A 19,626-nucleotide genomic window follows, 5' to 3' on the forward strand; every position below is an offset into this window, starting at 1 on the left:
GTGTGATGGAAGGGATGCTCTCGGAAGTCACCGGTGTGAGCTACGGAGTTATTCACAACGGCGGAGCTGTCCACAGTTTTTGAGCAAGATCCACACGATTTCCCGAAGCGCTGCACCGTGATTCCACCCGTGAGGTTCACGGGATCCGGAATCACCGCTCTCGGAACGCTCCGAGAACGCCGCGAACCGCGGTGAAGGTGAGTGGAGAAGGGGGCGGAGATCGTGGCTGAATCCAGTGCAAGGGATCGTCTGCCGACCGCCGAGGCGCGGCGGGGCGGACCACTGATCGTGACCGAGGACGTGGAACTGCTCGACGATCTGTTGAGGCTGTGCGCAGCCGCCGGGGCGGAGCCCGAGGTCCATCACACGCTGCCCGACCGCAGAGAGGGCTGGGAGCAGGCGCCCATGGTTCTCGTGGGGGACGACGCGGCGGTGCGGTGCCGAGGGGCAGCTCGCAGGCGCGGTGTGATGCTCGTGGGGCGCGATCAGGATGCCCCCGACGTATGGCGTAGGGCGGTGGAGATCGGGGCCGAGTACGTGTTGCGTCTGCCCGACTCGGAGAGCTGGCTGGTCGATCAGATCGCTAACGCCGCCGAGGGAGTCGGCCGGCCTGCGCTGACCGTCGGGGTGATCGGGGGCCGGGGCGGTTCCGGCGCTTCCACGCTGGCCTGTGCGCTGGCGGTGACGGCGGCGAGAGCCGGACAGCGGACCATGCTGATCGATGGCGATCCGTTGGGCGGCGGCATCGATGTGCTGCTCGGTGGGGAGAGGGCCGAGGGGATGAGGTGGCCCGATTTCGCCCATTCGAAGGGGAGGGTCGGCGGCGGGGCGCTGGAGGAGTCGCTGCCGGCCCTGCACGGGCTGCGGGTGCTCAGCTGGGGCCGTGACGACTGGGTGGTCATCCCGCCGCAGGCGATGCAGGCGGTTCTTGCCGCCGCACGCAGGCTCGGCGGGGTGGTGGTGGTCGATCTGCCGCGCCGAATTGACGAGGCGGTGGCCGAAGCCCTGGCGCAGCTGGACCTCGGGCTCCTGGTGGTGCCGGGGGAGCTGCGGGCGGTCGCCGCGGCCAAGCGGGTGGCATCGATGGCCGGGATGGTGTTGGAGGACCTCCGCGTGGTTGCGCGCGGACCGTACGCATCCGGACTTGACGAGCAGTGGGTGGCGCACGTCATGGGGCTTCCGCTCGCCGGTGAACTTCCCTTGGATCCAGGACTGCTGGCCGGCCAGGACCTGGGGGAGCCGCCCGGCGGAAGCCCTCGCGGACCGCTCGCCAGGTTCTGTTCGGCCTTCTGGGACCGGGCCCTTGCGGGGGAGAGCGCCGGAGGCCCGGCCGCCGCGGGAGGTGTGTCATGACCGAGGCGTTGCTCGACGCGGTACGGCAGCGGCTGGCACAGAGTGGAGTGGCGCCGACTCCGGCGGGGGTGGCGGCTGCGCTGAGGGCCCAGGGGCGATTGCTTGGGGATGCCGAAGTGCTGGGCGCGGCGGACGAGTTGCGCGGGGAATTGGTGGGGACCGGCGTGCTGGAGCCTCTCCTTGCGGATCCGGCGGTCACGGATGTGCTGGTGTCCGCGCCCGACCGTGTGTGGGTGGACCGGGGTCGCGGGCTCGAACTCACCGGGGTGGCCTTCGCCGACGCGGCGGCGGTCCGCAGGCTGGCGCAGCGCCTGGCAGCCGTCGCGGGGCGGCGCCTGGACGACGCCAGGCCATGGGCGGACGCCCGGCTGCCGGACGGGACCCGTATGCATGCCGTGTTGCCACCGGTCTCGGTCGGATCGACGTGCTTGTCGCTCCGGGTGGTCCGGCCCAAGGCCTTCTCGCTCGGGGAACTGGTCGCTGCTGGGACGGTGCCGCCGGGTGGGGACCGGGTGTTGCGGGCCCTGGTGGAGGCCCGGGTCTCCTACCTGATCAGCGGCGGCACGGGAGCGGGAAAGACGACGCTCCTGTCCAGCATGCTCGGTGCGGTGGGAGAGCAGGAGCGAATCGTGCTCGCCGAGGACTCGGCCGAGCTGAGGCCGGACCACCCGCACGTGGTGCGTCTCGAATCGCGCCCTGCGAACCAGGAGGGTGCCGGGCAGGTGACGCTTCGGGACCTGGTGCGGCAGGCCCTTCGCATGCGCCCCGACAGGCTGGTGGTCGGAGAGGTGCGAGGTGCCGAGGTCACCGAACTGCTGGCTGCCTTGAACACGGGTCATGAAGGCGGCTGTGGAACGGTTCACGCCAACGCTGCCGAGCATGTCCCGGCCCGGTTGGAGGCATTGGGAACTGCTGCGGGTCTGGACCGGACTGCACTTCACAGTCAGCTGGCGGCGGCGTTGTCGGTGGTGGTCCATCTCGTGCGGGACCGCACCGGCGGACGCAGGATCTCCGAGATTCAGGTGCTGGAACGCGATGGGGCGGGGTTGGTGGTGACCGTTCCGGCCCTGCGCTGGGGGGCAGCCGGATTCGAGCGGGAGCGGGGCTGGGAGCGGCTTTCGGCGCTGATCGGGGACGAGTCGTGAGCGGTACGCCGGCCGGAGCGCCGGAGGCGGTGTACGCGGGCGCGTTGTGTGCCGGGGTGGCGGCCGGTCTGGTCGCGGCCGGGCAAAGGCAAGGGCTGCGAAGGGCCCGGGTGTTGTTCGGCCGGGGGGTGGGGCAGTGGCCCCTTCGGGAGCGCTGGGAGAGGAGCCGGAGCCGACTTGGTAGGCGGCTGAGGGGGCGGAGGGAGTGGTTGTGCCTGCCGGTGGCTCTGGCTCTGGCGCTCCTCGGCAAGTCCGTACTGCCGCTGATCGCGGGGGTGGCCGCGGTCCCCATGGTGCGGCGATGGCTGGCTGGAAGGGAGCTGCGCACGGAGCGGGAGCGCCGGGCCGATGGGGTGGTGGACCTGTGCGGCGCGGTGGCGGGCGAACTGAGGGCAGGGCATGAGCCGGGGGAGGCACTTCTTGTCGCTGTCCAGGACGCGGGGGTACTGGGTGCGGCAGGGCCCGGGGTGTCGGCCGCGGCCCGGTTTGGGGGCGATGTCCCCCGAGCGCTACGGCAGGCGGCGTGCGAGCCGGGCTTGGAGGGCCTCACTGGAGTGGCCGCCTGCTGGCGGGTGGCGGCGGACGGAGGTGCCGGACTCGCAGCCGGTCTCGACCGGTTGGAGGGCGCGTTACGGGCTGAGCGGCGTCGGCGGGAGGAACTGCGGGCGCAGCTGGCAGGTGCCTGGTCGACGGTCGTAGTGCTGGCTCTGCTGCCGGTGCTGGGCCTGGGGCTGGGAGCGGCCCTCGGAGCGGATCCTCTGGGGGTGTTGCTGCACAGTTCCGTCGGACTGGTCTGTCTGGTGATGGGCGCAGCCTTCGAGGCGGCCGGTTTGGCCTGGGCGACTCGTATCGTCCGCAAGGGAGAGGTTGCATGACTGCCTGGGCCGGTGAAGTCGGTGCAGTTGTCCACAGGGTGGGTGTGGTGGGGCTGGCGCTGGGCGTGGGCCTCCAGCCGGCTCTCGCACTGGCTCGGCGTCGGACCGGGCAGCGGGTGCGCCGGCGCGGTCTGGCCCTCCTTGCCGTGACCGGTGCCGCTCCGGTGAGTCCGGGAGGTCAGCAGGGCCGGACGGGCATGCCCCTGGGTCGGCCGCGGTTGCCGCTCTCCGTCGCCGGCGCCAAGCAGTGGGCGGCTGTGCTGGGGGCCGTCCTGACGGGCTGGATTCTGGTGGGTGGGCTGTCCGGGTGGGCGGTCGGGCTGGCGGCGGCCTACGGCACGTGGAGATGGCAGCGCACGAGGCTCGGGCAAGCGCCGAGGGTTGCCGCCGAGGAAGCGGCGAGAGTGGCGGAGACGATGCGTCAGCTTCCGCTGGCGGCTGATCTGCTGGCGGCCTGCATCTCCGCGGGTGCAGGCCCGCGCGAGGCGGCCGAGGCCGTCGGCGACTCGCTGGGTGGGCCTGTCGGTGCGCAGCTGGTGCTCACGGCCGCGGAGATCCGGCTCGGCGGCGATCCTGCCGTCGCTTGGGGGAGGTTCGGGGCGATACCGGGTGCTGCCGCCCTGGCGCGCTGTCTGGACCGGGCCGGATCGACCGGCGCTCCTGCTGCGGAGCCGGTGGCACGGCTGGCCGAGGCCATGAGAGCCGAGAGGGCTAGCGCGGCGGTGGCACGGGCCCAGCGGGCTGCCGTGCTGATCACCGCGCCTGTCGGTCTCTGCTTTTTGCCTTCCTTTCTGACGGTGGGCGTGGCGCCCGTGGTGATCGGGCTGGCAGGAGGGCTGTTGCAGTCCTAGCAAGCCGGAAAGCCTGAATAGGGAAAATTTGTCCATAAAGTATCGGTTTGACGGGGGTTTGAAGTGATGCGGAAAATCATGCGCTGGGCGCGAGCTGTGGCAAGCAAGGTGCGGGCGGACACCGGAATGACGACCTCGGAATACGCGGTCGGAACGATTGCGGCCTGTGCGTTTGCCGCGGTGCTCTACAAGGTGGTCACCAGCCCGGTAGTCATGGCGCAGTTGCAATCGCTGCTCAAGGGCGCACTCGATGCCAAATCCTGACGGCGTAGGCGGAGTGTGGGCCGACTTCGGGGAACGTTCCGGGCAGCGGAGACACGCCCGGGAGGAGGTCGGGCCGACCGGGCGATGGGGTGACCGGGGTGCGGTGACGGCGGAGGCGGCCATGGTGATCCCGGTGTTGGTGATCTTCGTGCTCGCCCTGCTGTGGGCGTTGACGGCTGCGTCGGCCCAGATCCGGTGTGTGGACGCCGCCCGGGCCGGCGCCCGGGCGGCAGCGCGCTCCGAACCGGAGGCGCAGGTGAGGGAGGCCGCCCTCTCGGCAGCGCCTCAGCGCGCCCGGGTCGAGGTGGAGCGGGCCGGGGATCTGTGGCGGGTCACCGTGGCGGCACCGGCCCCGGGCCCCGGACCACTGGCCATGACGCTGAGCGCCCGAGCCGTGGCGGCGGCCGAGGACGTGGCGGGGGTGACGCCGTGACGTGGCCCAGTCCTCGCCGGCCGTCAGCCCGGAGGCCGCACGGGGCGTGGGTATGCCGGAAACGGCGGGACCAGGGGCTGGCGACGGTGTGGGCAGCGGTCACCACCGCCACGCTGTGCGTCGTCTTCGCGGTGGTCCTGGCTCTCGGGCAGGTGGTGGTGGTCCGGCACCGAGCCGGGGGTACGGCCGACCTGGCCGCGCTGGCTGCGGCCGACCGGGCCCTGGGAGGAGCCGCTGCCGCCTGCCGGTCGGCCCGGGACGTGTCAGCGGCGCAGGGGGCCGAGCTGGTGCGGTGCAGCGTCCAGGGGGAGATCGCCGATGTGACGGCCCGTGTGCGCAGTGGGCCGTACGCGGCCGAGGTCAGGTCCCGGGCGGGCCCGGCGACGGCAGGCCCGGCCGAGGCGGCCACCGCGTCGCTCGGACCTGCGAAGAGGCACATTCCTCAGGAGGCCAAGGTGGTCCCTGAGGAGGCCGAGCCCGACCCCTCGGAGGGCCCGTGATGGCCCCTCAGGAGGCCCGTGATGGCCCCTCCGGCTGGTCCCCCTCCGGGAGACGGGCAGTGGTCTATCGGGAGGCCGCGGCGGTGCTTCCAGCGGGGTTGCTTGTTGCCGGGAGCCGGACTGCTGCGTAGAGCCTCGCTCCTCCTGGGGGCAGAGGCCCGGGTGCTCACCCATCCAGGGGACCTCGCTCCTCCAGAGGTCCGGGTCCTCACCCCTCCACAGGTCCTCACTCCGCCGCGGAGCCTGGCTCGCCCGCCGGTCCGGGCTTCCGTGCGGACTCCGGCCCGTCCGGACCGACCGGTCCTGGCTGCTTCGCTGGAGCCGCCTCACTCGGGTCGGGTGGGGCGGAGCGGAGGAGTTCCGTGAGCAGGCGGACGGCGCCTCGCTTGTGCAGGGGCTCGTTGCCGTTGCCGCACTTGGGGGACTGGATGCACGACGGGCAGCCCGCCTCACACTCGCAGGATCCGATTGCCTGGCGTGTGGCGGCCAGCCAGGCGCGGGCGGTGTGGAAGGCGCGTTCGGCGAAGCCGGCACCGCCGGGATGGCCGTCGTACACGAAGACGGTCGGCAGCAGGGTGTCCGGATGCAGCGGCACGGAGACCCCGCCGATGTCCCAGCGGTCGCAGGTGGCGAAGAGCGGCAGCATCCCGATCGACGCGTGCTCGGCGGCGTGCAACGCGCCGCCCAGGATCTCCGGGTTGATCCGTGCCGCATCGAGCTGGTCCTGGGTGACCGTCCACCACACGGCACGGGTGCGCAGGGTGCGGGGCGGAAGGTCCAGCTTGGACTCGCCGAGCACCTCGCCCGTGATCAGTTTGCGACGGAGGAAGGAGACGACCTGATTGGTCACCTCGACGGAGCCGTAACAGAGCCGTCCGTCCCCCCAGGGGACCTCGGTATCGGTCTCCAGCACAGCGATGGCCGTGGTGTCGCGTGCGGTCGTCGAGTACGGCGGATTGGCCTCCTCGACCAGCGCGACCGAGTCCTCCAGGTCCAGTGCCCGGACCAGATAGGTGCGGCCCTGATGAAGATGGACGGCACCCTCGTGGACGGCGGTGTGAGCGGCCGACTCGTCGACAGTGCCCAGCAGCCTGCCGGTGGCCTCCTCGACGATCTGGACGGGGCGGCCGCCCTCGCCCCGGATGTCAGTGAGGTCGGCAGCCCGTTCGCGCCGCGTCCAGTGCCAGCCCGACGTCCGTTTGCGGAGCAGCTTCGCCGCTTCCAGTTGAGGCAGCAGATCGGCCACGGCGGGTCCGAAGAGGGCCAGGTCGGATTCGGTGAGCGGCAGTTCCGCGGCGGCGGCGCACAGGTGGGGGGCCAGAACGTACGGGTTGTCCGGGTCGAGGACGGTCGACTCCACAGGCTGCTGGAAAAGAGCCTCGGGATGGTGGACGAGGAAGGTGTCCAACGGGTCGTCGCGGGCCACGAGGATGGCGAGAGCACCCTGGCCGGCCCGACCGGCCCGGCCGGCCTGCTGCCACAGCGAAGCCCTGGTGCCCGGATATCCGGCGATCACGACGGCATCCAGTCCGGAGACGTCGATGCCGAGCTCGAGTGCGGTGGTCGCGGCCAGGCCGAGCAGGCTGCCCGAATGCAGTGCGCGCTCCAGGGCGCGGCGTTCCTCGGGGAGGTAGCCCCCGCGATAGGCGGCCACCCGGGAGGGCAGGGAGCGGTCGATCTCGGCGAGGCGTTCCTTGGCGATGACGGAAATGAGCTCGGCGCCTCGCCGTGAACGTACGAACGCGACGGAACGCACACCCTGCACGGTCAGGTCGGTGAGCAGATCGGCGGTTTCGGCCGTGGCGGTACGGCGCACGGGCGCGCCCTTCTCACCGGACAGCTCGGTCAGGGGCGGCTCCCAGAGGGCGAAGACGAGCTCGCCACGCGGGGAGGCGTCGTCGGCGACCTCCGTGACCTGGAGGCCGGTGAGACGGCCCGCTGCGACGGAGGGCTCTGCGGAAGTGGCTGAGGCGAGGAGGAAGACCGGGTCCGCGCCGTAGCGGGCGCACAGGCGGCGGAGCCGGCGCACCACCTGGGCGACGTGCGAGCCGAAAACGCCCCGGTAGGTGTGGCACTCATCGATCACGACGTAGCGCAAGGCACGCAGGAAGGAGGACCAGCGGGGGTGGGAGGGGAGTATCCCGCGGTGCAGCATGTCGGGATTGGTGAGGACGTAGTTCGCGTACTGGCGCACCCATTCGCGTTCTTCGACGGGGGTGTCGCCGTCGTAGACAGCGGGCCGGACGCTCTTGCCCAGCGGAGCCGCCAGCTCCTTCACCGAGCGCCGCTGATCGGAGGCCAGGGCCTTGGTGGGGGCGAGGTAGAGGGCTGTGGCCCCACGGCCGTTGGCGGCTTCTGAACCGTCCAGCAGGGCGCTGAGGACCGGGGCGAGGTAGGCAAGCGACTTGCCGGACGCCGTGCCCGTGGCGATCACGACCGACTCGCCGTCCAGGGCGTGCTCCGCCGCGGCGGCCTGATGGGCCCAGGGGTGTTCGATACCGGCCCTCTGGATGGCGGCGATCACTTCCGGACGGATGCGATCGGGCCAGATGGCATGGGTGCCCGTACGCGGGGGCAAGTGCTCCGTATGAGTGATGCGCGCGGACCGGCTCGCCCCTGCGGCGAGCCGGTCGAGGACCACCTCGGGAGAGGGGCGGAAACCCCCGCTCTCGGGCGGTCGACTGGGGCGGTGATTCTTGGCCATCGGCACCGAGTGTGTCACTGGCGAGACGGACAATGGTCCCAAGGCGTCGTGCATGGCTGCCCGTAAGTGATTGAATGCCATCGCGGCTGGCGATCCGTCCCCTGGCTCCGCCGGGGAGACCGAGGGGCGACCGCTCGATAGCAAGGTGCTGGAGGATCCGTGGACCTGTCCTTGTCGACTCGCAATGTGTCCGGCCCTGGTGGCGACCGTACGGTCGTCGAGGTCGGTGGCGAGATTGATGTGTATACCGCGCCCAAGCTGCGCGAGCAGTTGGTCGAGTTGGTGAATGACGGCAGCTACCACTTGGTTGTCGACATGGAAGGTGTCGACTTCCTCGACTCCACCGGCCTCGGCGTGCTCGTGGGCGGCTTGAAGCGTGTGCGGGCCCATGAGGGCTCGTTGCGACTGGTGTGTAACCAGGAGCGCATTCTCAAGATTTTCCGGATCACCGGTCTGACCAAGGTGTTCCCGATTCACACCACGGTCGATGAGGCCGTGGCGGCAACAGACTGATCGTCCCGTCCGCGGTCGGGTCGGCCTTGAGGCCGGCCCGGCGGTGGTCGGTGCGACGGCGGTCCGCACCAGGACAGTCGAAGTGGCGGGAGTCGTTCAACGGTGGCCGGGAGTCCGGCGGCTGCTGTTCGGCACGCTCTGTCACTCGTTCGGCGGTCTGCGGGCGACATTCATTTGTTGGCCGTCGTCGGTCGCCCCACGATCGGGTCGGCGGTTCGGTAAGCGTCGAACCGTGGGCGAGCGGCTGTCGAGAGCGGCTGTCTAACAGCTGGCGAACGGTTGCCGGGAGATGGCTGCGCGTCGCCCGGATGGCCGGGCGCCGTCGGCGCGGCGGGGTCTGACGTCGGGGCCCTGTCGACCGATCAGCGGCTTTCGCAGACATAGCTCAGGAGTGCCGGACCTCGGGTCCTGCTCCTGCGGATGCATTCGTACGTTCGAGGGGGATCGCATGGCCACCGTTGAACTCCGCTTCAGCGCCCAGCCCGAACACGTCAGAACGGCCCGCCTCGTGGCGGCTGCCGTGGCGCGCCGGGCCGGGGTCGATGAGGCCGTGCTCGACGAGGTCAGACTCGCCGTGGGAGAGGCGTGCAGCCGAGCGGTCGGGCTGCACCGGAGCCACGGCATCACGGCGCCTGTCGCGGTCTTCCTTATCGAGGAGGAGAAGTCCTTCTCCATCGAGGTCGGCGACGAGGTGCCCGGCCCGGGGGCCGACGGGTCCGTACCCGGGGGTGTTTCCGGACGCCGCGACGACGCGCCCGGGGTGGGACCGGACGAACCTGAACCGGACGCCGACGGCGACGGTGAGGACGAGATGGGCCTCGCGGTCATCAGCGGTCTGGTCGACGACGTCGAGGTCAGGTCCGGCGCGGATGGCGGAGTGATCCGTATGAGTTGGCCGAAGACGCCGGCCACCGTTCTCTGAGTGGGTTGAAGAGCAGGCGGGCCGAAGACGTCAGCCACCGTTCTGTGCGTGGGCTGAGGAGCAGGCGGTACTACGACGCCGGCGACCGTTCTGTGCGTGGGTTGAGGAGCAGGCGGGCCGAAGGCGCCGGCCACCGTTCTGCGGGTGCGCCGACGAGCCAGGCTGCTCGTTCGTCCCTGGTGCGGCGAGCGTTCAGGGGTGGTTCGGTCACCCCGGCGGCGTAGTCGGCCATCCTTGATCCAGACCTTGAGGCCCTGCTGAGCAGGGCCTTTTTCGGTTCTGCCCGAGCAGCGATAGCGGGAAAATGCATCTGCCCCATTACTGCATTCGGTCCAGGCGGGGAACTCGATCAATTGCCGTTCGGTGGATGAAGGTCAATTACATTTACCGCGCACTGTTTTGATCGTGTTCCGATCCCTACAATCCGTCCACGTCTTGAGCGCTGAGCGTCAAGGAGGACGTATGGCGGGGTTCGGCACCACATCACTGGCAGAACTGACGCAGTTTTCCGCACTTTCCGACCCACCCACCACTCTCGCGGCCGCGGTACTCACCGATGACAACCGCGTCATCGTGATCGTTGTCGCCATCGTCGCCGTCGCCGCACTGGTCGTCGCCCAGCTGCTGGTACGCCAGGTGCTGGCAGCGGGCGAGGGCACCGAGCGCATGAAGGAGATCGCGGCGGCGGTCCAGGAAGGCGCGAATGCCTATCTGGCTCGACAGTTGCGTACGGTCGGGGTATTCGCCGTCGTGGTCTTCTTCCTGCTTCTGCTGCTTCCGGCCGACAACTGGTCCCAGCGCGCGGGCCGTTCGGTGTTCTTCCTGGTGGGTGCGCTTTTCTCGGCGGCCACCGGATACATCGGCATGCGGTTGGCCGTACGGAGCAATGTGCGGGTGGCGGCCGCCGCGCGTGAGGCGACTCCCGCGGAAGGTGAACCGGAAAAGGATCTCACCGCGGTTTCACACAAAGCAACGAAGATCGCATTCCGTACGGGCGGCGTGGTCGGCATGATCACCGTGGGGCTCGGGCTTCTGGGCGCGTCCTGCGTGGTCCTCGTCTACGCCGCCGACGCGCCCAAGGTGCTGGAGGGTTTCGGGCTCGGTGCCGCGCTGATCGCGATGTTCATGAGGGTCGGCGGGGGCATCTTCACCAAGGCCGCCGACGTCGGTGCCGACCTGGTCGGCAAGGTGGAACAGGGCATCCCTGAGGACGACCCCCGGAACGCCGCGACCATCGCCGACAACGTGGGAGACAACGTCGGGGACTGTGCGGGCATGGCCGCCGATCTCTTCGAGTCCTATGCCGTCACACTGGTCGCCGCGCTCATCCTCGGCAAGGCCGCTTTCGGCGACTCGGGGCTTGCGTTCCCCTTGATCGTGCCCGCGATCGGCGTGGTCACCGCGATGATCGGCATCTTCGCAGTCGCCCCACGACGTGCCGACCGAAGCGGTATGACTGCCATCAACCGCGGATTCTTCATCTCCGCCGTCGTCTCGCTCGTCCTCGTAGCCGTCGCGGTCTTCGTCTACCTGCCGTCCTCGTACGCGGAACTGGACGGGGTCACGGATGCGGCCATCACCTCCCACGGTGGGGACCCGCGGGTCTTCGCCCTGGTTGCCGTCGCCATCGGGATCGTGCTGGCAGCTTTGATCCAGCAGCTGACCGGTTACTTCACAGAGACCAGTCGACGCCCCGTCAGGGACATCGGCAAGTCTTCACTGACCGGACCGGCGACGGTCGTGCTCGCCGGTATCTCCATCGGTCTGGAGTCCGCCGTCTACACCGCGCTGCTCATCGGGCTCGGCGTCTACGGGGCGTTCCTGCTGGGCGGTACATCGATCATGCTGGCGCTCTTCGCGGTGGCCCTGGCCGGTACCGGCCTGCTCACCACCGTCGGTGTGATCGTCGCCATGGACACGTTCGGCCCGGTCTCCGACAACGCGCAGGGCATCGCCGAGATGTCCGGTGACGTCACCGGCGCCGGAGCGCAGGTCCTCACCGACCTGGATGCCGTGGGCAACACCACCAAGGCCATCACCAAGGGCATCGCCATCGCTACGGCCGTCCTGGCGGCGGCCGCGCTCTTCGGCTCCTACCGGGACGCGATCGCCACCGCGGTCGACGACGTCGGCGCCTCGGCGGGGGAGATGGGGCTGAGCCTGGACATCTCCCAGCCCAACAACCTCGTCGGGCTGATCCTCGGCGCGGCGGTGGTGTTCCTCTTCTCGGGCCTGGCCATCAACGCGGTGTCCCGGTCCGCGGGCGCCGTGGTCTACGAGGTGCGGCGGCAGTTCCGCGAGCACCCCGGGATCATGGACTACTCGGAGAAGCCGGAATACGGGCGCGTCGTCGACATCTGTACCAAGGACGCGCTGCGCGAGCTGGCCACGCCGGGCCTGCTGGCGGTGCTGGCGCCGATCGCGGTCGGCTTCACGTTCGGGGTCGGCGCGCTCGGCTCGTATCTGGCGGGCGCGATCGGCACCGGGACACTGATGGCGGTCTTCCTCGCCAACTCCGGCGGTGCGTGGGACAACGCCAAGAAGCTCGTCGAGGACGGTCATCACGGTGGCAAGGGCAGTGAGGCCCATGCCGCGACCGTCATCGGTGACACGGTCGGCGATCCGTTCAAGGACACGGCCGGGCCGGCGATCAACCCGCTGCTCAAGGTGATGAACCTGGTGGCTCTGCTCATCGCGCCCGCGGTGGTGCAGTTCAGCTACGGGGAGGACGCGAGCGCAGGAGTGCGGGCGGTGGTCGCGGTGCTGTCCATCGCGGTCATCGTCGGCGCGGTCTACGTCTCCAAGAGGAGGGGGATCGCAGTGGGCGACGAGGGCGGTTCCGACGGCGGGGACGGGGAGGGCGCCGCCAGGCCTGCCGACCCAGCAGCTGCTCAGTGAGCCGGAATCCGCGCGGCGGACGCCGGCGTCCGGGCGACGCCTGATCAGGAGAAGGGCGGACACGGCATTCTGATGCGGTGTCCGCCCGTCGGCCGGTCCGCGCGAGTGGCCATTCGTTCAGGTGTTCCCGTGCTCGGGGCCGTGTGGGTGAGTTGTATCTCCCTCATTTCCCTTGGTGCAAATGGCTGCAAAAGGCTACTGATCGGACGCCCGGCATCCGGATGGAGGGCGCTCGGCGTGTAAGTTCCGGGGCCGAGAGCCTTGGAAGGGACCAATCCGGTGAACAAGAAGCTTGCGGCCGCGCTGTCCGGCGGTGCGGTACTGGTACTTACGCTGTCGGGCTGCAGCGACGACAGCGACAACAAGGTGAACGACTGGGCCAAGAAGGTCTGTGACCAGGTCCAGCCCCAACTGCAGAAGATCGCGAACGCCAACGCCTCCATCCAGCAGCAGACTGCCGACAACAGCAAGCCTGCCGACGTCCAGAAGACCGACTCGGCCGCCTTCCAGCAGATCTCGCAGGCCTACAAGGCACTGGGTGCGGCCGTGGATTCGGCGGGTCCGCCGCCGGTCGACGACGGGGAGACGACGCAGAAGGAGGCCGTGAAGGAGCTCAACGCCTCCTCCGTGGCCTACGCGAACCTGCAGAAGAAGGTCGACGACCTGAATACGAAGGACCAGGCGAAGTTCGCCGACGGCCTCAAGGGAATCGCGGATGAGCTGAACAAGATCAGCACCAATGGTGACCAGGCACTGAAGAAGCTCCAGTCCGGCGAGGTCGGTGCCGCCATGGCCAAGCAGGAGGGCTGCCAGAAGCCCACGGCCTCGGCATCGCCCTCGGCCGGCGCCTCGAAGGAGGCGACGCCGTCCAAGGAGGCGTCCGCGTCGCCGAGCAAGAAGGCGTAGCGGGCCCCGCGACCGGCCCGGCGTGCCCCTGATGGGCGGCCGGGCCGCTGCCGTTGTCAGTGGGAGCCGTCACAATGGGGCATGTGAGTAAGACCAGCCTTCCCGCAGCAGACCACGCGACCCAACTCCGCGAAGCCCTGCTCGCCGCCGCCTTCACGGCCGACGGGCTCCTCGACCTGCTCGGCGCGCCTGCCTACGCCGCGCTCGCCCGCAGCGAGACGGTTCCGGCGCTGCGGGCCACCCGGGGCGACACGCCGCTCGACACGCTCGTGCGCCTCTTTCTGCTCCAGCGCCCGGTCCCCGCCGCCCGGGCAGCTGCCGTGCTGCCCTTGGCGGAGTGCGTGGCGGACGGCTGGCTGAGTGAGGCGGGCGGCGAGGTGCGGGCGACGGTCGACGTGCGGCCCTACGGCGGCCCGGACGGCGAGGACTGGTTCATCGTCTCCGACCTGGGCTGCGCCGTGGGCGGCGCGGGCGGCATCGGTTCGCACGAGGAGGGCGTCGTCCTCGGGATCGGCGGGGCCTCCACCACCCTCGCCGGAATCACCGTCCGCAGGCCCGTCGGCTCCGCCCTCGACGTCGGTACGGGCTCCGGCATCCAGGCCCTGCACGCCTCGCAGCACGCCACCCGTGTCACCGCCACCGACCTCAACCCACGCGCCCTCGACTTCACACGTCTCACCCTCGCCCTGTCCGGTGCCGCCCCGGCCGACCTGCGCGAGGGATCCCTGTACGAGCCCGTCGGCGCCGAGACGTACGACCTCATCGTCTCCAACCCGCCCTTCGTCATCTCGCCCGGCGCCCGCCTGACCTACCGTGACGGCGGCATGGCGGGCGACGACCTGTGCCGCACCCTGGTGCAGCAGACCGGTGACCGGCTCAACGAGGGGGGTTACGCCCACTTCCTCGCCAACTGGCAGCACACCGAGAACGAGGAGTGGCAGGACAGGCTGCGGTCCTGGGTTCCGCAGGGCTGCGACGCCTGGATCGTGCAGCGCGAGGTACAGGACATCACGCAGTACGCGGAGCTGTGGCTGCGAGACAGCGGTGACCACCGCACGGACCCCGCGGAGTACGCCGCGCGGTACGACGCCTGGCTGGATGAGTTCGAGGCCCACGGTACGAAGGGGGTCGGCTTCGGATGGATCACGCTGCGAAAGTCCGCCGCAGCCGCCGCCGGGGTGCCCTCGATCGTGATCGAGGAGTGGCCGCACCCGGTGGAACAGCCGCTCGGACCGGCCGTCGAGGCGCACTTCGCCCGCCAGGACTACCTGCGCGAGCAGGACGACGCGGCCCTGCTCGCCGCCCATTTCACTCTTGCCGCCGAGGTCGTGCAGGAGCAGGTGGGACTGCCGGGAGCCGAGGACCCCGAGCATGTGGTGCTGCGTCAGAACCGCGGCATGCGGCGCGCGACGAAGGTCGACGCGGTCGGTGCAGGGTTCGCGGGTGTGTGCGACGGAGCGCTGCCCGCCGGTCGGATCCTGGACGCGATCGCCCAGTTGATGGGCGAGGACCCGGTGCTGCTGCGGGACCGCACCCCACAGGCCATCCGGCTGCTCGTCGAAGAGGGCTTCCTGGAGCCCCTCCCTCGGGCCGGACGGGCGGCCGGATGATCCGTATCGAGCTGGACGAGGCGTCGCTCGGCGCGACACGGATCGCCATCAGCCCGCTGTGGGACGCGTTCTGCAGCCTGCATCTGACCATGCCGCACCGCACCCCCTCCCGGCCCTACGCGGAGTGGGTGGTGCGCGCCCGCGAGGTGTTGCGGGAGGACGAGCGGACGGATGCACTGCGGCTGCTCATCGACGGCCCGCACAACTTCCCGGACTTCCTCCTGCCCCGCCCGGTCGGAGCCTCGTCGGTCGAGGCGGAGCTGGAGACCGTGCGGGCCACGCCGGCCGATGTCGTACGGGACGGGGTCGCCGAGCACTACCCGGGGCTTGAGGACCACCCCCTCATCCGCCCCTACCTGGTGGACCCCGAAGCGGCCTGCTCGGCCCTCGCCGACGCGTACATGGCGTACTGGGAAGGCGCGATCGCGACGCACTGGCCCACCATGCGCCGGCTCGTCGAGGACGAGGTCCTGATCAGGGCCCGGACCTTCGCCACCGAAGGCATCGACGCGCTGTTCACGGGACTGGAGAGCCGCGCCAAGTGGACGCCGCCCGTCCTTGAGCTGACGAAGCACATCGATGCGGAGTACCGAGCGGGCGAGCGTCGGCTGCTGCTCGTCCCGCTCGTCTTCGCGGAGGGCTGCCGGCTCTACTCCACCGATGACCCCGAGGTCCTGACGGTCTCCTTCCAGGCCCGCGGCGCGGGTGCGTTGCGCGAACGGGCCGCGGAGCGCCCGGAGAGCGGTGACCGGCTGGGGATGCTGCTGGGCCGGGGGCGCGCCTCGGTCCTGCGCCAGCTCGGCGGGCCGCTCACGACAGCAGGGATAGCCGACCGGCTGGGGCTCGCGCCGAGCACGGTCTCGGAGCACCTGTCGGCCCTTGCCGAGGCGGATGTCGTCACCCGGCACCGGGTCGGCCGCAGCGTGTACTACCAGCTCACGGACACCGGCAGGGCCCTGCTCGCGCTGCTCTCCGGCGAGGACGTGCTGCGCGCGGTGTCCTGAGAAGCGGGAGCCGGCACACGGGCGGGGCGGATGGGCGACGATTCGGCGGCCCCCGAATTGATGGCGGGTGCGGCACGGCCCGGCCTAACGTCCCCGCCATGCTTGCGATCGAGGCGAAGAACCTGCGCCGCACCTACACCAGCCGGACCGGTTTCCTGCGTCCGCGCCGCACCGAGACGGAGGCCGTGCGCGGGGTCACCTTCGAGGTGAGCCGCGGTGAGCTCTTCGGCCTCCTCGGCCCCAATGGCGCGGGCAAGACCACCACCATCAAGATGCTCAACACTTTGCTGCTGCCCACCTCCGGCACCGCCCGGGTCCTGGGCCACGACGTGGCCTCCGACCCCGTCGCCGTACGCCGCAGGATCGGTTACGTATTCGGGGGTGACCGGGGCCTGTACGACCGCCTCTCAGCCCTCGACAATCTGCGCTACTTCGCAGAGCTGTACGCCGTCGAGCCACGCGCGCAGAAGCGGCGGATCGCCGAACTGCTCGACCTGGTGGGCCTCACGGGCCGGGAGAAGGAACGCGTCGAGGGGTACTCGCGCGGGATGCGGCAGCGGCTGCACATCGCGCGCGGACTGTTGCACCGGCCCGATGTCCTGTTCCTCGACGAACCGTCCATCGGCGTCGACCCGGTGGCGGCGCGGGATCTGCGGCGCACCGTCTGTGACCTGCGGGCCGGCGGCACCACCGTGCTGCTGACCACCCATTACATGGCCGAGGCGGACGAGCTGTGCGACCGGATCGCGGTCATCGCCGGTGGCACGATCCGTGCGCTGGGCACCCCGGACCGGCTCAAGGCCCGGGTCCAGGAGCGCGGCATCCTGGAGATCGAGGCGTACGGGGCGGGCGAGGACCACCTCGACCGCATCCGGGCCCTGACAGGCGTGCACGGAGTGGCGGCCGAGGACCGGGGCAGCCGGCAGGCCGTCATCGTGCAGACGGAACGCGGAGCGGAGCTGCACGCGCAGGTGCTGGCGGCACTCGACGGGGTGCGGGTCGGACGGGTCGTCACACGCGAACCCACGCTGGAGGACGCCTATATCGCGATCGTCGAGGAGGCAGAGGCAGAGGCAGAGGCAGTGGCGGAGGTGGGCGTTCCGGTGGACGGCCCGGCGGGCACGGCCGTCGCACCGCCAGCCGTGCCCGCGCAGGCTGCCGAGGCGGTCCGGTCCGACGGCGACATGGTCCGGCCCGCCCACGGCGCGGCCCGGCCCGCCGACGAGACGGCTGTGTCCCACGGCGGCATGGTCCGGCCCACCGACGGGACGACCCGGCCCATCGACGAGACGTTCCGGCCCGCCGGCGGGACGATCCGGCCCACCGACGAGGCCGCGGCGTGAGCCCCGCCCGGGCCCTGCGCCTGATCGTCGTCGGAGTGCGTACCCACGTTTCGTACATGAGCCGTTCACCGCTCGAAATCACCTTCGCCGTCCTCGTGCCGCTGGTGTACGCGACCCTCGCGGTCTATCTCTTCCGCGCCGCAGGCGACCCCGACTCGCTCCTCACCGCAGCCGTCGGTGCCGGACTGATGGGCATCTGGTCCTCGGTGCTCTTCGGGTCGGGCGGAGCCGTGCAGGGTCAGCGCTGGCTCGGCACGTTGGAGACCTTGGTCGCGTCACCCACCCCGCTGTCCCTCGTACTGCTGCCGATCACCCTGGCCACGGCCGTCATCGGTACGTACGCCATGGGGGCGACGGTGATCTGGGGCGCCGTGCTCTTCGATGTGCCGCTCGACTTCGCCCACCCGCTGCTTTTCCTGCTCGCCGTACCCGTGTGCGTCCTGTCGCTCGGGATGATGGGGCTGCTGCTCGCCGCCACCTTCGTGCTGCTGCGCAACGCCAACGCCCTCGCCAACCCGCTCGACGCACCTGTGTGGCTGTTGTCCGGGATGCTGGTGCCCGTCACCGTGCTGCCGGACTGGACACGTCCGGTTTCCTGGGCGCTCCCCACCACCTGGGGCTCACGGGCGGTGCACGCGGCGACCTCGGGCGGGGCGGGAGCCGCGGAGGTGCTCGTACCGACGGCCGTGGCGTTCGCCCTCGGCACGCTGTACGCGGTGGTCGCGGTCCTGATCCTGGGCCGGGTCGAGCAGCGTGCGCGGGCCGCCGCCACCCTCTCCCTCGCCTGAGCCCTCCGGGTCTCCGTGGCTCCGCGTCCCGGTGCCTGCGTGGCTCCGCGCCTTTGAGTCTTCGAGCGTTCGCCCCTGAAGCATCCCCGCGTCTCACCTCAGGAGTTGTCCCGCATGCCTGCTCATCCACCGGTTCCGGCCGCCGCCTCCGCGTCCGTACCCGGCCTGCACCGGAGGGCGGCCTCGGCCTTTCGGCTCGTCGTGATCGGTGGCGGCCTTTCCTACCGTGCCCTGTTCAACTGGACGACGCCGCCCATGTTCGTCGGAACACTGCTCGTGGGACCGCTGCTGCAACTGCTGTTCTTCGTCTTTCTGGGACGGCAGCTCCAAGTGGCCGATGACCACTTCTACCTGCTCGGCAACGCCGTCGTCTCCGCGTCGACAGCCTGTGTGTACGGCGGCACGATGGCCATCGCCAACGAACGCCGTTACGGGACGCTCGGCGCCGTACTGCTGAGCCCGCGAAGCCGGGCTCCGCTCTGGTTCGGCCGCGCTCTGCCGTATGTATTGAACGGCCTTGTCATCAGCGTCTTCACACTCTCTGCGGCCTGCCTTCTGCTCGGACTCCGGATTCCGGTTGGGGCGTTGCCGGGGCTGGCCGCCGTCCTGCTCGCCGCTGCGGCGGGGTGTTCCGCCTTCGGCCTGGCGCTGGGGGCGCTGGGACTGCGCTTCCGTGATGTCTTCCTCATCTCGAACGTGGCCAGTTCCGGACTCCTGCTCCTGACCGGCGCGAACGTGCCGCGGGAGACCCTGCCGGAGTGGATGCGGGCCGTCGGAGACGTCCTGCCGATGACCCACGCGGCCGAAACCGCACGTGAGTTGTCCGCCGGTGCGGGTCTCGACGGCCGGGGCATTGCGGCGGAACTCGTGACGGGGGCCGGTTACGTCGTGCTCGCCGTCGTACTGCTCACCGTGTTCGAACGCGGGAGCAGGCGGCGCGCGACCCTCGACGTGATGTGAATTCGGCCATGGTCGCGGCGGAGCGCCGCAGTGGCGGGTCCACCACGCCCGGCTGTTCACCCGGTGTTCGCGTCGGCGACTTTCCGCGGTGGGAGCCTCCCCCGGAACCTGGCGGCACCGCACGGGCTGACCGTGCCGGGCCGCGCCAGGGGGAGAGGGAGGCGTACGGGTATGGAGAGCGGACCTGCTGCCTGCGCCGGAACGGTGTTCGCACTGTTCGGCGCCGCACTGCTGCTGTGGACGGGGGCGCGCGTGCTGCACCGTGCGCCGGTGGCGCACGGGGTGAGCCCCGTCGTCTCCACCGCACTCGCCACCGTGTTCGGCGTACTTTTCCTCGTCCTCGGAGTGTGGTGCCTCACCCGTATCTGAACCCGCTCCGGCCCCGGCCGCCCGGGGCGACCCCGGGAACACGCCCGGACCGCGCGCCCCCGGGCCTCTCGGCCAGGCATCCGCCAGGCAGCCACAGCGCCGCCGAAACCCGCAGGCAGGGGCCCTGCGGACGGCGGACCGAGCGGGCCGGGCGGCAGGAATGGCGGAAGTCGGGTTACCGTTCGAGT

The 19,626-nt window shown here is 70.6% G+C and carries 18 protein-coding genes; 17 read left to right on the forward strand and 1 reads right to left on the reverse strand.

Going from position 1 to position 19,626, the window contains the following annotated elements; genetic code table 11:
• The first annotated feature begins 288 nt into the window (after window positions 1-288).
• The 7 genes from ssd to OG538_RS20175 all read left to right on the forward strand — a co-directional run bounded on the left by ssd (window position 289) and on the right by OG538_RS20175 (window position 5,421).
• Window positions 289-1,353 (forward strand): septum site-determining protein Ssd, encoded by a 1,065-nt coding sequence (gene ssd, locus OG538_RS20145; RefSeq protein WP_406100220.1) that lies wholly within the window; start codon window positions 289-291, stop codon window positions 1,351-1,353.
• Window positions 1,350-2,498, forward strand: coding sequence for a TadA family conjugal transfer-associated ATPase (locus OG538_RS20150; protein ID WP_406095511.1), 1,149 nt, complete (start codon window positions 1,350-1,352; stop codon window positions 2,496-2,498). The genes ssd and OG538_RS20150 overlap by 4 nt, the downstream gene beginning before the upstream one ends.
• On the forward strand, window positions 2,495-3,373 hold the full coding sequence (locus tag OG538_RS20155; RefSeq protein ID WP_406095514.1) for a type II secretion system F family protein: 879 nt from the start codon (window positions 2,495-2,497) through the stop codon (window positions 3,371-3,373). Before OG538_RS20150 ends, OG538_RS20155 begins: the two co-directional genes overlap by 4 nt.
• Window positions 3,370-4,224: a type II secretion system F family protein gene (locus tag OG538_RS20160; RefSeq protein ID WP_406095517.1), complete on the forward strand. Its 855-nt coding sequence runs from the start codon at window positions 3,370-3,372 to the stop codon at window positions 4,222-4,224. The genes OG538_RS20155 and OG538_RS20160 overlap by 4 nt, the downstream gene beginning before the upstream one ends.
• A gap of 66 nt (window positions 4,225-4,290) precedes the next feature.
• On the forward strand, window positions 4,291-4,488 hold the full coding sequence (locus OG538_RS20165; protein ID WP_406095519.1) for a DUF4244 domain-containing protein: 198 nt from the start codon (window positions 4,291-4,293) through the stop codon (window positions 4,486-4,488).
• A gap of 103 nt (window positions 4,489-4,591) precedes the next feature.
• Window positions 4,592-4,921, forward strand: a complete 330-nt coding sequence (locus tag OG538_RS20170) for a TadE family type IV pilus minor pilin (protein ID WP_406100222.1) — start codon at window positions 4,592-4,594, stop codon at window positions 4,919-4,921.
• Window positions 4,918-5,421, forward strand: a complete 504-nt coding sequence (locus OG538_RS20175) for an Rv3654c family TadE-like protein (protein WP_406095522.1) — start codon at window positions 4,918-4,920, stop codon at window positions 5,419-5,421. Before OG538_RS20170 ends, OG538_RS20175 begins: the two co-directional genes overlap by 4 nt.
• A gap of 226 nt (window positions 5,422-5,647) precedes the next feature.
• Here the strand turns inward: OG538_RS20175 and OG538_RS20180 are convergent, their stop codons facing one another.
• On the reverse strand, window positions 5,648-8,206 hold the full coding sequence (locus OG538_RS20180) for a DEAD/DEAH box helicase (RefSeq protein ID WP_406095524.1): 2,559 nt from the start codon (window positions 8,204-8,206) through the stop codon (window positions 5,648-5,650).
• Between the two features lie 78 nt (window positions 8,207-8,284).
• Here OG538_RS20180 and OG538_RS20185 point away from each other — a divergent pair, with 78 nt between their 5' ends.
• The 10 genes from OG538_RS20185 (at window position 8,285) to OG538_RS20230 (ending at window position 19,438) form a co-directional block, all read left to right on the forward strand.
• Window positions 8,285-8,638 carry an STAS domain-containing protein gene (locus tag OG538_RS20185; RefSeq protein ID WP_003967428.1) on the forward strand — a complete coding sequence of 118 codons (354 nt, stop codon included), beginning with the start codon at window positions 8,285-8,287 and terminating at the stop codon, window positions 8,636-8,638.
• Window positions 8,639-9,086: 448 nt separating this feature from the next.
• Window positions 9,087-9,560 (forward strand): ATP-binding protein, encoded by a 474-nt coding sequence (locus tag OG538_RS20190; RefSeq protein ID WP_406095526.1) that lies wholly within the window; start codon window positions 9,087-9,089, stop codon window positions 9,558-9,560.
• Window positions 9,561-10,022: 462 nt separating this feature from the next.
• Window positions 10,023-12,458 (forward strand): sodium-translocating pyrophosphatase, encoded by a 2,436-nt coding sequence (locus OG538_RS20195; protein WP_406095528.1) that lies wholly within the window; start codon window positions 10,023-10,025, stop codon window positions 12,456-12,458.
• Window positions 12,459-12,737: 279 nt separating this feature from the next.
• The gene (locus OG538_RS20200) at window positions 12,738-13,364 is read left to right on the forward strand and encodes a small secreted protein (RefSeq protein WP_406095530.1); all 627 of its coding nucleotides are present in this window, start codon (window positions 12,738-12,740) and stop codon (window positions 13,362-13,364) included.
• A gap of 74 nt (window positions 13,365-13,438) precedes the next feature.
• A complete protein-coding gene (locus tag OG538_RS20205) occupies window positions 13,439-14,974 on the forward strand; it encodes a methyltransferase (protein WP_406095532.1) in 1,536 nt (511 codons plus the stop codon).
• Window positions 14,971-15,978, forward strand: coding sequence for an ArsR/SmtB family transcription factor (locus OG538_RS20210; RefSeq protein ID WP_406095534.1), 1,008 nt, complete (start codon window positions 14,971-14,973; stop codon window positions 15,976-15,978). The genes OG538_RS20205 and OG538_RS20210 overlap by 4 nt, the downstream gene beginning before the upstream one ends.
• Before the next feature lie 98 nt (window positions 15,979-16,076).
• Window positions 16,077-17,321: an ATP-binding cassette domain-containing protein gene (locus OG538_RS20215; RefSeq protein ID WP_406095536.1), complete on the forward strand. Its 1,245-nt coding sequence runs from the start codon at window positions 16,077-16,079 to the stop codon at window positions 17,319-17,321.
• Window positions 17,322-17,356: 35 nt separating this feature from the next.
• Window positions 17,357-18,109 carry an ABC transporter permease gene (locus OG538_RS20220; RefSeq protein WP_406100223.1) on the forward strand — a complete coding sequence of 251 codons (753 nt, stop codon included), beginning with the start codon at window positions 17,357-17,359 and terminating at the stop codon, window positions 18,107-18,109.
• Window positions 18,110-18,223: 114 nt separating this feature from the next.
• Window positions 18,224-19,069 carry an ABC transporter permease gene (locus OG538_RS20225; protein ID WP_406095538.1) on the forward strand — a complete coding sequence of 282 codons (846 nt, stop codon included), beginning with the start codon at window positions 18,224-18,226 and terminating at the stop codon, window positions 19,067-19,069.
• Window positions 19,070-19,240: 171 nt separating this feature from the next.
• The gene (locus OG538_RS20230; RefSeq protein WP_406095540.1) at window positions 19,241-19,438 is read left to right on the forward strand and encodes a hypothetical protein; all 198 of its coding nucleotides are present in this window, start codon (window positions 19,241-19,243) and stop codon (window positions 19,436-19,438) included.
• Window positions 19,439-19,626 lie beyond the last annotated feature (188 nt).

Origin of the sequence: Streptomyces sp. NBC_01013 (assembly GCF_045162765.1) — a bacterium.
Classification (GTDB): Bacteria; Actinomycetota; Actinomycetes; order Streptomycetales; family Streptomycetaceae; genus Streptomyces.